Origin of the sequence: Streptomyces sp. CA-210063 (assembly GCF_024612015.1) — a bacterium.
Taxonomy (GTDB): domain Bacteria; phylum Actinomycetota; class Actinomycetes; order Streptomycetales; family Streptomycetaceae; genus Streptomyces.
This window is the reverse complement of the sequence record NZ_CP102512.1, coordinates 5,211,702-5,227,109: the sequence shown is the minus strand read 5'-3', so window position 1 is coordinate 5,227,109 and position 15,408 is coordinate 5,211,702. Positions and strand designations below refer to the sequence as shown.

Genomic DNA, 15,408 nt, shown 5'->3' with positions numbered 1-15,408 from the left:
CGGCACTCGGACGACAATGCCCTGCCGCCGCCCGGAAGTCGTTGGCCGGGAGTTTCCTGTGGCTTGGCACAGCGTCAACCATCGGAGGAGCAGGTGATGCCTGACGAGAGTCCCCGTGCGGGCCTTCGAGGACGCTGACCGGCTCGCGGGCCGTACCTTCGTCGGAATCGCGTTCGCGCCAACCTCGAAGAGGTGATCGATGACTCGACGACGACTGAGCATCCGACGGCCGCCATACGTACCCCTTGTCGAGTGCTCTCGGCATGCATCGGTATGGAGAAGGCGAACGGAGAACAGGACGTGGTGAGGAAGCTGACGCGTGGCGCCGCGCTGGCTGTGACTCTGGCCGTCCTGCCCCTGGTGGCGGCGTGCGGCGGTGGTGACGGGGATGACAAGGCCGCGGACAAGGCGACGGACGAGTCCAGCCCGGTCGCCGCGGTCGTCGCGCCGGCCAAGGTCGAGGTGATCGCTCAGCTCACGGGGTGCGAGGTGAAGATCCGGACCGAGGCGGAGGAGCTGCGCGAGGGCGTGTGTCATACCGCCGAGGGCGACTACCTCATCACCACCTTCCCCAAGGAGGAGCTGAAGGAAGTCTGGCTGGAGTCGGCGGCCATCTACGGCGGCAAGTACCTGGTCGGGCCGCGCTGGGCCATCTCCGCCAAGCCCGCCGTGCTGGAGCCGTTGAAGGCCAAGGTGGGCGGCGCGATCCGGGATCTGAGTCAGCAGCCTCAGCCGAGCGCTTCGTAGTCGCTGAGGGCGTACGCCTCCTCGTCGTCGATCGCTTTCTCGTCCCAGTCGATGGAGATGCTGACGGGCCGCCCGTCCTTCGCGTACTCGACGTCCACGACGTCGGCGCCCTCCTCCCGCGCCACCTCCGCCTGCTCCAACAGCGCCGCGATCGTGGGCACTTCACCCAGCTGCTGCTCCACGACCTGCCGCCCGCTGTCATCGACCCCGACGGTCTCCACGACCTTGCCGTCCCGGACCGTCACGTCCAGCGTCCCGATCAGCGGCCGCTCACCCTCAGTCGACTTCAGCCTGTAGCGGTACGCGGAGGGCTCCCGCCAATCGGTCGGCGACGCCTTCGCGGCCGCCGACTCCTCCCCGCACGCGGAGACTCCCCACGCCAACGCGCCGGCCAGCGCGGCGGCGTAGAGAGTTCGGCGGCGTCGTACTCGTACGGCGGCGGTCGTCAGCATGGTGGCCTCCTCGAAGACGGTCACCACTGAGACGTGGGACGGGGCGGCGACGTTCGCCCCCGTGGCGGCTACGTGGCGGCTACGTGGCGGCTACGTGGCGGCTACTGGGGGCGGCAGCGTTGGCCGGTTCGCCAGTTCGCGGTGGCGGTGGTGATGACGGTGTCCAGCCTGTCCCGGGCGCTCACCAGATCGCCGATCCGGCTGTCGATACGGTCCCGTTCGGCCGAAAGCCGGTCGAGCAGCTCGGACGTGGCCTCACCGTTCACGACACACGGCAGCAATTCCGAGATCGACTTGCTCGTCAGCCCAGCGGCGTACAACTGCTGGATCAGTTGGACACGGTTGACCGCGCTGTCCGGGTAGTGCCTCTGGCCGCTGGGGCTGCGTTCCGAGGCGAGCAGGTTCTGTTCCTCGTAGTAGCGCAGTGCCCGAACGCTGACGCCCGTCCTGGTGGCGAGTTCGCCGATACGCATCAGGTCTCCCACACTTCTTGCCTCTGACGTCAGCGTCAGGTTTTAGCGTATCCCGCGAAGGCGTCACCGAAGGGGAAAGAGGAACTTTCCATGACCGCATCCGCCGCCCCATCCGCCACCACCGCATCCGCCACCACCGCATCCGCCACCACCGCATCCGCCACCACCTCCGCCCCCGTCGTCTCGGTGAAGCCGGTCGTGCTGGAAGCACCGGGCCGTGGTGCGGACCTGCCGGTGAGGGTTGCCGCGCCGACGACCGGGAGCGAACTGCCGGTCATCGTCTTCTCGCACGGCTTCGGCTCGTCGCTGAACGGCTACGGCCCCCTGACCGACTTCTGGGCCGCTCACGGCTTCGTGGTGATTCAGCCCACCCATCTCGACTCCAGGGCGGTGGGCCTGCGCCAGGACGATCCCCGCACACCGCGGCTCTGGCGTTTCCGCGTCGAGGACATGAAGCGCGTTCTCGACCGGCTCGATCTGCTGGAGGCGGCCGTCCCCGGTCTCGGCGGCCGCCTCGACCGAAGCCGCATCGCCGCTGCCGGACACTCCTTCGGCGGTCAGACGGCGGGCAATCTGCTGGGCCTGCGCGTCCTCGATCCGGTGAGCGGGAAGGAAGAGGACCTGTCCGACTCGCGGATCAAGGCGGGTGTGCTGCTCGCCACGGCCGGAAAGGGCGGAGCCGACCTGACACCGTTCGCGGCCGAGCACTTCCCCTTCATGCACCCGAGCTTCGCCCACATGACGACACCGGCCCTCGTGGTCGCCGGGGACCGGGACGACTCCCCGCTGTCCGTCCGGGGACCGGAGTGGATGGCCGACCCGTACGTCCTGAGCCCGGGAGACAAGAGCCTGCTCACCCTGTTCGGGGCGGAACACTCGCTCGGCGGGATCGCCGGCTACGAGGCCCAGGAGACGACGGACGAGCACCCGGAGCGCGTCGCCCTGATCCAGCGCGTCACGTGGGCCTACCTTCGCCACGCACTCGGCATCGAGGACGCCGCCTGGACGGCGGCGCGGAAGGGTCTGACCGAGAGTGCCGCCCCCATGGGGCGGATCGAATCCAAGTGAGACGCCTTCCCCGTACAACGCGTGAACCCCACTTCGTGGGACACGAAGTGGGGTTCACGTACTGGAGCGCCGGGCAGGCCTTGCACCTGCATTTCCCCGCAGGAAGCGGGGCGTCTTTCCTTGGACCACCAACGCATGAGGGCTACCGGGGGTTTGAAATCCGGTGAGCGGCTCGTGATCAACTATAGCGGGTCCTCGGGGGTGTTGCATCCCACGTCAGAGCCATCAGAGCCATCAGAGCCGTCAGAGCAGGTACGCCTGCGCGGCGTACCCGACGCGGAGGTACTTGGCGTTCCGTTCGCCGTACGCCTTCCGCAGGATGGGCTCGGCGGTGCCGGGGTCGTCGACGCCGATCTCGATGTAGCCGGTGCCGTCCAGGCCGACCTGGCGCATGGTGAAGGTGCCGTCCCAGCGGCTCATGTCCTCGCTGATGAGGTCGAGGAGGGTGTTGAGGTCCTTCTCGTTGATGTCGCGGTCGTGAAGGCGCAGGGTCACGCCCTTTTCGGCGGCGTCGCAGACGGCGGTGTCGAAGGGCTCGGAGGGGATGCGGTAGATGTCCAGGGAGACCTCGTCCTCGTCCAGGACCAGGTCGGTGAAGACGGCGGAGTGGCGGCCGTGGGCCAGTTTGTCCACGTGCGTCAGGGTCCGCTCCAGGGGGGTGTTCTCCTCCGGGGCGCCGCGACCGGCGACGCTGCCGTGCGGCTGTTTCCCTTGGCAGGTCCTTGAAGGGGTTGATACGTCCTCGACGGTCTGGGCGTCGGCTGTTGAGCCCTGGAGGTTGCCGAGTGCCACGACGGCGGTGAGTACGGCAACGGCCGTGCCGTTGCCGGCTCGCGTACGCCTGCTCATGTGTGCCTCCGATGCTTCTGCGGTGGCCGGTGCCGCCGCGATCGGTACTGAGACGCCGGACAGGGGCGATGTGTTCGGGCCGCTGCCTTTCTCGCCCCCGCCGCCCCTACCCGTCCCATCCCCAGGGGCCGCGCGCCCCTTCCACCCCCGTCAAAGACTCGGGGCTCCGCCCCGGACCCCGTTCGCGCGGTTCCCCGCGCCCCTGAAAAGCGCGGTTCCCCGCGCCCCTGAAAAGAGGGGCGCGGGGAACCGTGTGACCAAGCCGTAGACAGCCGGGCACTGCCGGCCGGCTCAGTAGCCCACCCGGAATGTCGCGTCCGCGCGTTCCGTCGTCGTCGAGATGGGGTCGATGCGGAGGGCGTAGGCGCTGTGGCGGATGTAGCGGGTCGGGTTGTTGTAGGAGCGGAAGGAGGACCAGGTGGAGTCGGCGAGGCCGGCGACGCGGGTGAATGTGGCGTCGGCGGCGAAGGTGGAGGTGCCGTCGTTCTGGTCCAGGCGGAGGTTGTAGCTGTAGTGGCGGAGGTAGCGGGTCGGGTAGTTGACCGACTGGAAGGAGACCGCCGAGGAGTCCGCCAGGCCGGGGACCAGCTTCCACTGGGAGTCGGGGTACGGGTCGAAGGGGTACTCGTCGATGCGCCCCGCGAAGCCGCTGTGGCGGACGTAGCGGGACGGGTAGTTGTAGGACTTGAGGCGGTTCCAGGACGGCGCGCCCCACTTGGCGAGGAGGTTCGAGTACTCCGTCGACGTGATCGGGTGGATGCCGCAGTGCTTGGAGTTGAGCGGCTGGGTGTAGAGCTTCTGGTCGAGGGCCGTCCAGGTGCCGGAGGCCAGGTCGGTGGACTGCCAGACGTAGAAGACGCCGTTGGGGGTGTACGTGTCTCCCCAGAGGTACCAGTTCGAGGAGGAGAGGGACTTCACCACCGTGGGGGCCTCGGTGCCGCCGTGGGACACCGCCGTGCTGAACGGGGTGAAGCTGCCGGGGGTGAGGGTCGTCGAGCGGGCGCCCACGAGGGTCTGGTTGACCTTGTAGTAGAGGTAGTTGACGCCGTTGACGCCGATCGTGAGGTTGCCGTCGATGATGTCGTAGCCGGGGTCGAAGAACACCTGGGGGTTCGTCGTCGTCCGGAAGTCGGTCGTGTAGCTGACCATGATGACGTTGTGGCCGCTGCTGTTCACCGAGGAGTAGAGGATGCCGTACTGGCCGCGGGAGGCGTCCCAGTAGGCCTCGGGGGCCCAGCTGTGGGTGGTGGTCATGTCGTGCAGCTTCAGCAGGCGGTAGCCGGTGAAGGTGCGCAGGTCGGTGGAGTCCCAGACGTGGATGTGGACGCTGTCGCGGGTCCAGTCGGTGCCGGACAGGTCCGTCGCCAGGACGACGAACGTGCCGTCCTGCTTGCGCATCACGAAGGGGTCGCGGAGGCCGCCGGCGCCCAGGGTCGGGGTGACCACGGGGGCGTTCTGGTTGAGCGGGGTCCAGTTGAGGCCGTCCTGGCTGACGGCCAGGTGCAGGCCGTAGTCGGCCTCCAGCATGGTGTTGGACTCGGTGAAGTAGACCATCGCGTACGCCGAGTCGGCGGCGTGGGCGGTGCCGGCGCCGAGGGCCAGCGCGCCCGTCGCGGCCAGCGGGACCGTCGCGGCCATGCCGAGGAACGTACGGCGGGAGGGCCCGCTCGCGTCCGGGGTTCCACCAGCAGAGTTCACAGGGGTCATGTCTGGCTCCACTTCTGGTTGTTCTGACCGTTGCAGGTCCACAGGACGAGCTTCGTGCCGTTGGCGGTGGCCGCTCCGTACGCGTCCAGGCAGAGCCCGGAGGTGACGTTGGTGATCGTGCCGTCGCTGTTGACGTTCCACTTCTGGTTGTTGCCGCCGGTGCAGTCCCAGATGACGACGCGGGTGCCGTTGGTGGTGCCGTGGTTGTAGGCGTCCAGGCACTTGTTGCCGTACACGACCAGTTCGTTGCGGGCGGTGTGCGTCCAGGTCTGGTTCCGGCCGCCGTTGCAGTCCCACAGCTGGGCGTCGGTGCCGTTGGCGATGGTGCTGTCGTTGATGTCCGCGCACCGGCCGGAACCCGTGCCGGTGACGAGGGTGCCGTTCGTGCCCGGCAGCGGTCGTACGACGATGCCTTCGAGGGTCGGGGCGCCGGAGAACGAGACCGTGTTGGCGCTGCCCTTCGTCAGTGACAGGGCGACGGAGATGTTGCCGGGGGACGAGCCGGTCGGCGGGAAGGAGACCTTCGTCGGCGTCTGGCCGTTGACCGTCAGCGTCCCGACGCGGGCCGTCGACGTGTTGTTGGTGTAGGAGACGTCGACCGTCTTCAGGCCGGTGTTCCCGGCGACCACACCGGAGAAGCTCGACGTGCCGGTGTACGTGCTCGCCGACTGCTCGGTGCCGCCCTTGACCGTGAGCATCACGGAGGTGCCCGCCGGGACGCTGGTGGTGTAAGCGGTGCCGGGCGTACCGACGTTCGTACGGCTCCACAGGTCACGGACGGTCGCGGCCGCGTTCGTCAGGCCGAGGTCGGACCAGCGGACGGTCATGTTCTGGGTGGTGGAGGTGCGGTTGAGGAGGACGACCGCGCGGTTGCCGCTGCCGGAGAGGACCTTGCCGTAGACCTGGAGGCCGGTCGTGTCCTCGGCGACCTTGACGCCCTGGAGGCCGCGCGGGTCCTGGTCGACGGCGATGACCTCGGGGTTCTTGAGGATGTTCGCCGTGTCGGTGGTCATGGTGGAGAGGTCGTTGCCGGCGAGCAGCGGGGCGCCGGAGATCGCCCACAGGTTCATGTGGGTGCGGTCCTGGGCGGCGGTGAGACCCATACCGACCATCAGCATGTCGGGGTCGTTGTAGTAGCCGGTGTGCTGGGCCGTGGGGTGAACGTTCCGGTCGTAGTTCGTCAGCACGTTGCCGTACGTGAAGGTCTGGCCGTGGTAGAAGATGTCCGTGTTCGTCCGCCACATCGGGCCCATGCCCGGGGCCCAGTTCCAGGTGTTGGAGTAGCCCCAGTTGCACAGGGAGAGGGCGAGGGGGCGGCCGGTGGTGGCGGTCGCGGCGGCCACGGCGTCGCTGATCGCCTGGTAGGTCGTCTTCGGGTCGAGGCCCTCGGCGTCACCGCCGCACCAGTCGACCTTCACGAAGTCGAAGCCCCACCGGGAGAACTGGAGCATGTCCTGCTCGTAGTGGCCCTCGCTGCCACTGCCGGGCGCGGCCGGGCGGCCGGTGGGGAAGTAGTAGCCGCAGCCGTCCTTGCCCGCGTCGGTGTAGATGCCCGCCTTCAGGCCCTTGCTGTGGATGTAGTCGGCGATGGCCTTCATGCCGCCGGGCCACTCGGCCTCGTCGATGGTGATGTTGCCCGCGCTGTCGCGGGTGCCCTGCCACCAGCCCTCGTCGATGTTGATGTACTCGTAGCCGGCCTCCGGCAGCCCGGCCGCGACGAACGCGTCGACCTGCTGCTTGATGACGTTGTAGTCGACCTTCGCGGCGAAGGCGTTCCAGGAGGCCCAGCCCATCGGGGCTTCTGGGACGGCTATTTGACGATCCGTCACCGCTACGGGGGCCGCGTTGAGTTCGGTGACGGGCGCGGGCGTGGTCGTGCCGGTCGTGCCGTTCGTCGTGGGCTGGGCGAAGAGCAGGGCGGCCGTCGCGGCGGTCGCGAGAGCGAGCGCGCGTACGGCGGCGGATCTGCAACGGCGCCTGAGATCAAGGGCGTTGGTGCGGGACGGGGGGTGCATGCGGCTCCTACGATGGATATCCGGGGGTCGATATCTCGAACAAGGATCGGCTCGCCGAACGTATCGGCTGGCCGAAAGTAGAGCCGGGGGAGGTGGAAGTCAACGGATGTGACACGGGTGGTTTCAGAAGGGGGTCGCAAGAGGGTCGCAAAGCGCTCGCAAGACGCTCGCAAGGCGCTCGCAAGGCGACGACACCGAGCCCGGGATGGGCTCGGCGTCGCGCTTCGGCGGCCGGTTTTATGACGGGAACACAGACGCGCCGAGTCGGGGGATGGAGCGAGGTCAGCTCTTGTGACCGGTCACCTTCGCGATCCACTTGATGAAGTCGGCCGCGTCCTCGTTCGCGCCGTGGCCGCCGTCCCAGTACATGAAGGCGTTGACGTCGCTGTAGAGCGTGAAGTGGCGGGCCTCGGTGGTGCCCTTGCCGAAGAGGTTGTTCTCACCGGAGGAGAGGTCGAAGGCGTCGAAGGAAGCGTCAGAGGTCGTCGGCGACGTTGGCCAGGAAAGCGGCGTTGGCCGCGCTGTCGTGGCCGAGGGCGACCTGTCGGTGCGGGAGGACGGCGAGGTGTTCGGCGACAGTGGTCCTGGCCAGGACGCCGCCGGCGGGGTCGATGCCTTGGGCAAGGCCGAAGACATCCGGGTAGCGGTCTTCGGTGGAGCCGCTCATGAAGTCCGCCTCACCGAGCGTGCGGCCACCCTCGACCAGGGCCGGGACGGCGGCGGCGTCGACGCGGGGAAACAGCAGGGCGCCGACACGCCCCTCGGTCGCCAACTCCATGCCGAACCAGCCGGGGAACTGATCGGGGAAGACCTGCACTTTCCGTTCCCTGCGGCCGTCCGGCTCCCACAAGGGATCGCGCCGTCCGGCCAGGAGAGCAGCGGTCACTTCGGGGTGTTGGGTGGGGTGAAGTTGTTCTCCGGCGCGCAGTCGTTCCCGTACGACGTCGTACAGCCCGAGCGCGTCCAGCAGGCCGAGCCCGACGGCGGCCGCGGCGGGCCACGGCAGGACGCGCAGGTCGTCGCCGACGGGTTTGACGAACACCCGGTCATTCGCGAGGAGTTGGTGACCGCGGGAGGCCAGGAGTAGCGCCGTGGTGGTCTTCCCCGCTCCCTTGGAGCCGAAGGAGAGTACGACCCGCCCGTCACGGGCGACGGCGGAGGCGTGCAGCAGCGTCCACCCGTCCCGCAGCAGTGCCGCCCGGATCATCTCCCGGGCGAGCCGGGCGGCGGCCAGGGCTACGGGTTCGGGGGCACGGCCGTAGACGGCCAGGTGTCCGGCGAACGGTTCGGAGCGGTAGGCCAGGTGCTCGGCGGGCGAGACGGCGGTGATGGTGCCTGTGCCTGTGCCTGTGCTGTCGCGGACGAGGAGCAGTTGGGCTTTGGCGTAGGTGACCTTGTCGTGCGGGCCGGCGGTGACGTGCGCGGCCAGGTCGTCGTACGCCTGCCCGTCGACGTTCGCGGTGACCAGAGGTCCGGCGAGGACTTCATCGACAGGCATCGCGGCCGCCTTCCACCAGGGGCCGAAGTACCGGAGGGCCCAGGAGGTGACGAAGGCGGATGTGGTGCTTCGGACGGTCACGCTCGCGGCTCCGGCGCGGAGCCGGGTTGCGGTGGGGGTACTCACGGTGTCTCCCAGGTGTCGGCCGTTGACGTGGTCGAGGAGGCGGGCTCGGGTGAGGTGCTCACGACAAGCCGCGCCTCAGCCCCGCTCCGCCGCAGGGCCATGGGAGGGGATGCGTCGGTGGCGGGGCGTTGGGCGTCGGTGCGGTGTCGTCCGCGCGTACGCGTTACGCGCGGCCCACGATGTGGGCGGTGCCGGGTGAGGCCTGGACGGTTTGTCGGCAGTCGGGTGCGGCCGTTGGTGCGGGGTGGCCGTCGAGGGCGCGGCACAGGGCTGCGTGGAGGTGTTCGGCTTCGGCGAGGGTGAGGGTCAGTTCGGTGTCGGCGGAGTGTTCGCCGGTGCGGGTCAGCCGTAGTGGTACGGCGAGACGGTCGTCGTCGGTCCGGTGTACGGGCCGCGCAGGGGTGCGTTCGGTGATCCACCTCATGGTGTCGCCCCGTCCTTCCCGATTCGCGCGAGGCGGTACGTGCCCCACAGTTCCCGTCCCGTCTCGCAGCCGTCCTGTGCCTTGTGGACGCGCTTGCAACCGCTGTCGCACGTGCGGGTGTGCTCGAACCACAGCCGGTAGGCACGCAGCATGGGAATCTCGGCGCACCGGGTTGCGGCCCTGGTCTGTCGGTCGGCCATCAGCACACCTCCGCGAACTGCCGCGTGTGAAGCGGTGATGACGGGCAGCTCGGTGTACGGCCACGGCTGCGGGTCCGCCGGGCGCACTCCCGCTCGACGGCGACCAGGTAAGGCCGGACCATGGGTCGCACCCGGATGCTGTTGGCGAATCCGATCGGCGACCGCAACTGTCGTTTGAGTCCCAGCGACACGCTGGGCGTACGGCGTGTCGCTGGGACTGAGCGGACACTTGGCGCTCTCTGCGCAGATTCGCCAACAGCGTCGGTCGCACCCGTCGTGGGGTCTCCTTCTGCCGCCTCCGGCCGTGGCGCAACTTGGTACGTCCTTATACGTGCATGCTCGGCCTATGCTGTCCTGGGTCGGCCTTTTACGCTCAAACGCGTGATCGAGATTGACCGGGAGAGCATCACCCCGAATTGTTCAGGGGGTCCAGGGCAAGGGCGTGTTCGTCATCGCGAAGCCCGAGAAGGCTCAGCTCGCCGATGGACCAGGTGGGGGTGACTGAGGCGACCCTGCGCGTCTCTGACCGGACCTCCGGCCTGAGTCAGGACGGCAGTGGAGAAAAGGGCTGAGCCAGGTGCGAGAGGCGCCGGTCAAACGCTGACCTCCGTGCCAAAATCCCTTGCCCTTGACCCTGGTTGGGCCGTTTGTGCAACGACGGTAGAGGGGGCGACGCTTTGCGTCCATGCATGACTATGACTATGCGCGTTCTTGCATAAACCAGTCGGGCTGGAGGGCGCGCGGCCACGAGGGATGGGTAGGGCGTCGAGACCGACGGCCTCGCCAAGAGCTGAGGCGGGGCCGTCACCGAGGGCAGCTCGCTACTCCGTAGCCGTAGGCCGCCGCGAAGCCCCCATCGCCTCGTCCACACCCCCCAGCGGCCGCAGCCGATACGTGTACGCGTAGTCGCGGTTGGCGAAAAGCTTGTACTCGTCGTGGGTGTGGGCGCCCCAGCTGTTGTCGCCGCCGACGCCCATCTGGCGGTGGTTCACGCGGAGGACGACCGCGTCGCGGGGCGTGAGCTGGTAGTCGTGGCGGGCGCCGAGGGAGAGGTCTTCCGGGGTGAAGTGGGAGGCGTTGAACTCCAGAAGGGTGCCGGGTTCGGCGGAGACGAGCAGGCCGGAGCCGTTCTTGCCGGTCAGCGCGACCCACCGTACGTCGGTCTTGTTGCCGTTCTCCTGGGGGCGGATGTACGGGGTCCACTGGTCGGCGACGGTGCCGGAGTAGCGGCCCACGTCGGTGCCGTCCTTGCGGTCCCAGTAGTTCTCCTCGGGCCCGCGGCCGTAGTAGTGCAGCCGGTCGAGGCGGCGCGGGAGCAGGAGGAGGGTGCCGACCTCCGGGATGTACGGGAGGGACGCGGCTCCCGGGTGCAGGGTGCTGTCGACCTTGATCTCGGCGTTGCCGAAGACCGTGTACGTCGTGGTGTACGTCGACTCCACGGTCGTCGGCAGGGTGCCGCTGACCTTGATCTCGACGGCTCGGTCTCCCAGGGGGCGTACCTTCACGTCGGTCACCTCGCGCTGTGCGCCCGCGTCGCGCCAGGTCTGGTTGCGGGTGTGCTGGCCGTTGCCGAGGTCGTTCTCGGTGGGCGCCCGCCAGAAGTTCGGCACGGGGCCCGTATCCACCAGCCGCGTACCGCCCGCCTCGTACGAGGTGATCGTGCCCGTGGCCTTGTCGACCACGACCGAGAAGCCGGCGGTCCCACGGCCGCCCTTCCCGGTGACCGTCACCCTCCCCTCACCGTCCTCGTACGTCAGCGTCGGCACGCTCGTCAGCGGTACCGGTGTCACCGCCGGGCTGCCCGCGTCGATCGGTAGTTGCTGCTTGGCCACCTCGAAGCCGGCCTGCGCCCACGGGGTGGACTCCGTGGTGGTGAAGGAGAGCTGGAGGAAGTACTCGGTGCCGGGTGCGGGGGAGGAGAGGAGGCGGAAGGGGACGGTGATGTCCTTGGCGGAGAGGGGTGGGACGTCGAGCTGGGCGCCGGTGAGGCGGCCGTGCCGGACGACCTCGCCGTCGGCGACCAGCGCCCAACTCCCCTTGAAATCGCGGAGGTTGGTGAAGAGGTACTCGTTGGTGAGGGTGACCACCCGGGGGTCGTCGCCCGGCGCCGGGGCCGTGTTGATCGCCTGGTAGACCTGCTTGACCTCGGTCGCCTTGCCGGTGTGGCGGCGGTCGGCGGTGACGATGCCGTCCGCGCTGGAGGTGCCGTCGTTGGGGTTGTCGCCCCAGTCACCCCCGTAGGGGAAGAAGGTACGTTCCTTCGGCTTCTTCTCGTGGACCTCGACCGTCGCCGCGTCGAACCAGAAGCGGACGCCGTCGTCGTCGGGACCTCGGTCACCGGAGGCCAGCTCGGTGGTGCTCAGCGCACGGGCGTACACCCGTGCCCGGCGTATCGTGCCGCTGAACTCCCGCGTCGCGTTGTCGACATCGGTGGCCAGCGAGAGCGGCGCGGTGGTGCTGTTCGGCCGCCGGGTGGTGGTCCGGGTGGCCTTCGCCTCCCCGTCGACGTAGAGGGTGAGGGAACCGGTCGACGCGTCGAAGACACCGGCGATGTGGTGCTCGGTGCCCGTCCAGCCCGTGTCCGGCAGGGCCCAGCTCGCGCTCACCCACTGGCCGCCGCCGTGGATGAAGAACTCCAGGGTTTTGTCGCTCTGCTTCAGCGCGTACTGGGTGTCGCCCTTGGCGAGGATCGGCTGGTGGTAGCCGGTGTGGCGAGGGGTGATCCACGCTTCGAGGGTGAGCGAGCCGGTGAGGTCGAGGGAGGGGTCGCGGGAGAAGACGGTCGCGGCTGAGACGCCCTTCTTGCGGTCGAACGTGCCGGAGGAGTTGAGGAGTTCGCCGCGCAGCGCCTTCGGCCCGGTCTCGGTGAAGAGCTTCCGGCGCGGTGTCGGCCAGCGCAGCGACTGGTCGACGAAGTCCCAGATCCAGCCGCCCTGCAGCACGTCGTGGCGCCGGACGAGGTCCCAGTACTTCGTCAGGTTGCCGTTCGAGTTCCCCATCGCGTGCGCGTACTCGATCATCACGTACGGCCGGGTGTCGTTCGTGTCCTTCGCCCGCTGCTCGACGCGCGCCGGGTTGTCGTACATCTCCGAGCGGATGTCGCTGATCGTCGGCCGGTCGTCGCCCTCGTACTGGACGACGCGCGTGGTGTCGTACGACTTGATCCAGTTCCGCATGTTCACGAACGTGCTGCCGCCGCCGGCCTCGTTGCCGAGCGACCAGATGACGACCGAGGCGTGGTTCTTGTCGCGGTGGACCATGCTCTGCGCGCGGGCGACACAGGCGGCGGACCAGTCGGGGTCGTTGCCGGGGAAGCGGTCGCGGATGCCGTGCGTCTCGAGGTTCGTCTCGTCGACGAGATACAGGCCGTACTCGTCCGCCAGTTCGTACCACAGTGGGTTGTTCGGGTAGTGGGAGGTGCGGATGGAGTTCATGTTCATCCGCTTGATGATGCGGATGTCCTCCACCATGTCCGCGCGGGTGAGGGCCGAGCCTCGGTCCGGATGCATCTCGTGCCGGTTGGCGCCACGGAACGAGACCGGCTTCCCGTTGATCCGCATCAGCCCGTCCTTGAGGGCGAACTCGCGCAGACCGACGCGGTGGGAGAGCGTCTCCACGACCTTGCCGCCCGGATCGCGGAGCCGGAGCACGGCGGTGTAGAGGTTCGGGTGCTCGGCGGACCAGAGGGCGGGGGACGGGACGGCTCTGGCGGCCTGTACGGTCACGTCCTCGCCCGGGGCGCCGACGGTGACGTCCTGCCGCAACGGCCGGGACCAGACCGGGTGCCCCCGGTCGTCGTAGAGCTGGGTCTCGACGGAGTACGACGAGCCGACGCCGCCCTCCTCGTATCCGCGCACGCTCGCGGTGACGGACAGCTCGGCGGACGTGTGGTCGTCGCCGAGCGGGGTCTCCAGCTTGAAGTCGCGCAGGCGGACGGTGGGCGTGGAGTAGAGGTAGACCGAGCGGAAGATCCCGCTCAGCCGGATCATGTCCTGGTCCTCCAGCCAGTCGCCGTCGGAGAAGCGGTACACCTCGACGGCGAGGTGGTTGGTGCGGCCCGGCTTCAGATGCGGGGTGATGTCGTACTCGGCGGGCGTGTACGAGTCCTCGGCGTAGCCGACCAGTTCTCCGTTGACCCACACATAGTGCGCGGACTTGACCCCCTCGAAGTGCAGGAAGGTACGCCGCCCGGCCCAGTCCGCCGGGACGGTGAAGGTACGCCGGTACTGCCCGACGGGGTTGAACCGGGTGGGCGCGGCCGGCGGCTGGGCCTCCTCGCCCTGCCCGTTGGGCCCCCACCACGGGTAGGTGATGTTGACGAAGATCGGCCGGTCGTAGCCGTGCAGCTGCCAGTGCGCGGGCACCGGGATGGTGTCCCAGCCGCTGTCGTCGATGTCGGTGCCGTAGAAGTCGGGGTCGCGGTCGTCGGGCCGCTCCGCGTACGCGAACTTCCACCTGCCGTCGAGGCTCACCCGGTACGGGGAGTCGGTGCGGTCGGCCCTGAGGGCCTGTCTGACGTCCGCGTACGGCATGAGGGTGGTGTGGGGCGGCTCCGCGCCGACCTGGAAGAGGGCGATGTTTCCGGACCACTCGGGGGTGCCGTCGGCCTTCGTCCCACTGCGGGGGGCCGCGTAGGCGTCTCCGCGGGGGAGGGCCAGGGCTCCGAGGAGGGCGGCGCCGCCCTCCAGGAGACGACGGCGACTGACGGGGTGCGGGTGCGGGTGGTGCATTGCCGGGGCCTTCCTCGCGACGACAGGGGGGTGCACGTACGGAGACGTGTGGGACGAGGAGCGTCGGATGCTGTCCGGTGATGTGAGAAAACCGGGCCCACCCTAGGACTTCGAACAGAAGCGGAGCAATGAATCTGTCGGACTTTGTGCGGTCCTGAGGGGTGCCCCCGCTGGTGTCGCGCGGGTGGGACCGGGTCCCGCCCTTACTGTGCCCGCATGGTGGAGGGTGTGACGCTGGCGCTGTGCGCGGCGGTCTGCATGGGTACGGCGACGGTGTTGCAGGCGCTGGGGGCGCGGCGGGCGGCGGGCGGGGACACGGGCGAGGGCGAGGGCGCGGGGAGCCGGGCGGCGCGGGGGCGGTGGCATGCGGTGACGGCGGTGTTGCGGGGGTGGCCGTTTCTCGCCGGGGCCGGACTGGACACGCTCGGGTTCGGGGCCCAGGTGGTGGCGTTGCGGCTCGTGCCGTTGTTCCTGGTGGAGGCGGCGGTGGCCGCGTCGCTGGCGGTCACGGCGGTGGTCGGGACGGCTGTGCTGGGGCTGCGGCTGCGGCGCGCCGAGTGGGGTGCGGTGGCCGTCGTATGCCTGGGTCTTGCGACGCTGGCGGTGTCCGCCGGGCACGCGGGGGACGGACACGGCGACACCCCGCTGCGGGTGGCGGTGCTGTGCGCGTCGCTGCTGGTCGTGGCGGGCGGCTGGGTGGTGGGCGGGCGGCTGCGGCGGGGCCGGGCCGTGGTGCTCGGCGCGGCGGCGGGCCTGAGCTTCGGCCTCACCGCGATCGCGGTCCGCCTGCTGCCGGACGGGACCGTCCCCGACGTCCTGGCCCAGCCGTCCGCGTACGCCGTGGTCGTCTCCGGCCTCGGCGGCTACCTCCTCCTCGTCCAGGCCCTCCAGTCCGGCTCGGTGACGGCGGCCACGGCGGCGATGGTGATCTGCGAGACCGTCTGGCCGGGCGTGTTCGGGGTGGCGTGGCTCGGCGACACGACCCGGGACGGGTACGGGTGGCTGGCGGTGGCCGGGTTCGTGTGCTGTGTGGGGGGTGGGGTGGCGTTGGCGCGGTTCGGGGAGGCGGGAGGTGACCGAGCTGTGGGGGCGGGGCGAGTCGAGTGAGCGGCGGCTGTG

Annotated in this window: 12 protein-coding genes and 1 pseudogene; 3 read left to right on the top strand and 10 right to left on the bottom strand. The window is 69.4% G+C overall.

What is annotated here, in order from left to right; genetic code table 11:
• Positions 1-300 precede the first annotated feature (300 nt).
• Positions 301-747 (top strand): hypothetical protein, encoded by a 447-nt coding sequence (locus JIX56_RS22665; RefSeq protein ID WP_257551036.1) that lies wholly within the window; start codon positions 301-303, stop codon positions 745-747.
• On the opposite strand, the gene JIX56_RS22660 is transcribed toward JIX56_RS22665, so the two are convergent.
• Entirely contained in the window at positions 729-1,199 is a 471-nt protein-coding gene (locus tag JIX56_RS22660) for a DUF6174 domain-containing protein (protein WP_257543036.1), read from the bottom strand. The genes JIX56_RS22665 and JIX56_RS22660 overlap by 19 nt on opposite strands.
• 101 nt (positions 1,200-1,300) lie before the next feature.
• The gene (locus JIX56_RS22655; RefSeq protein WP_257543035.1) at positions 1,301-1,672 is read right to left on the bottom strand and encodes a MerR family transcriptional regulator; all 372 of its coding nucleotides are present in this window, start codon (positions 1,670-1,672) and stop codon (positions 1,301-1,303) included.
• A gap of 90 nt (positions 1,673-1,762) precedes the next feature.
• Between JIX56_RS22655 and JIX56_RS22650 the strand changes: the two genes are divergently transcribed.
• A complete protein-coding gene (locus JIX56_RS22650) occupies positions 1,763-2,740 on the top strand; it encodes an alpha/beta hydrolase family protein (protein ID WP_331595714.1) in 978 nt (325 codons plus the stop codon).
• A 243-nt stretch (positions 2,741-2,983) separates the two neighbouring features.
• Here JIX56_RS22650 and JIX56_RS22645 read toward each other — a convergent pair whose 3' ends face one another.
• The 8 genes and pseudogenes from JIX56_RS22645 to JIX56_RS22610 all read right to left on the bottom strand — a co-directional run bounded on the left by JIX56_RS22645 (position 2,984) and on the right by JIX56_RS22610 (position 14,289).
• On the bottom strand, positions 2,984-3,589 hold the full coding sequence (locus tag JIX56_RS22645; protein WP_257543034.1) for a hypothetical protein: 606 nt from the start codon (positions 3,587-3,589) through the stop codon (positions 2,984-2,986).
• A gap of 291 nt (positions 3,590-3,880) precedes the next feature.
• Complete coding sequence (locus JIX56_RS22640) at positions 3,881-5,296, bottom strand: glycoside hydrolase family 43 protein (RefSeq protein ID WP_257543033.1); 1,416 nt, start codon at positions 5,294-5,296, stop codon at positions 3,881-3,883.
• Positions 5,293-7,311, bottom strand: coding sequence for a ricin-type beta-trefoil lectin domain protein (locus JIX56_RS22635; RefSeq protein ID WP_257543032.1), 2,019 nt, complete (start codon positions 7,309-7,311; stop codon positions 5,293-5,295). The genes JIX56_RS22640 and JIX56_RS22635 overlap by 4 nt, the downstream gene beginning before the upstream one ends.
• 282 nt (positions 7,312-7,593) lie before the next feature.
• A pseudogene (locus JIX56_RS22630) lies at positions 7,594-7,782 on the bottom strand (hypothetical protein); the annotation flags it as partial.
• A 4-nt stretch (positions 7,783-7,786) separates the two neighbouring features.
• The gene (locus tag JIX56_RS22625) at positions 7,787-8,935 is read right to left on the bottom strand and encodes a hypothetical protein (protein ID WP_257543031.1); all 1,149 of its coding nucleotides are present in this window, start codon (positions 8,933-8,935) and stop codon (positions 7,787-7,789) included.
• A 163-nt stretch (positions 8,936-9,098) separates the two neighbouring features.
• Positions 9,099-9,359, bottom strand: a complete 261-nt coding sequence (locus tag JIX56_RS22620) for a hypothetical protein (protein ID WP_257543030.1) — start codon at positions 9,357-9,359, stop codon at positions 9,099-9,101.
• Positions 9,356-9,559 (bottom strand): hypothetical protein, encoded by a 204-nt coding sequence (locus JIX56_RS22615; protein WP_257543029.1) that lies wholly within the window; start codon positions 9,557-9,559, stop codon positions 9,356-9,358. The genes JIX56_RS22620 and JIX56_RS22615 overlap by 4 nt, the downstream gene beginning before the upstream one ends.
• 821 nt (positions 9,560-10,380) lie before the next feature.
• Positions 10,381-14,289 carry a glycoside hydrolase family 2 TIM barrel-domain containing protein gene (locus JIX56_RS22610; protein ID WP_257543028.1) on the bottom strand — a complete coding sequence of 1,303 codons (3,909 nt, stop codon included), beginning with the start codon at positions 14,287-14,289 and terminating at the stop codon, positions 10,381-10,383.
• A 216-nt stretch (positions 14,290-14,505) separates the two neighbouring features.
• On the opposite strand from JIX56_RS22610, the gene JIX56_RS22605 reads away from it, so the two are divergent.
• Positions 14,506-15,396: a hypothetical protein gene (locus JIX56_RS22605; protein WP_257543027.1), complete on the top strand. Its 891-nt coding sequence runs from the start codon at positions 14,506-14,508 to the stop codon at positions 15,394-15,396.
• Positions 15,397-15,408: the final 12 nt, after the last annotated feature.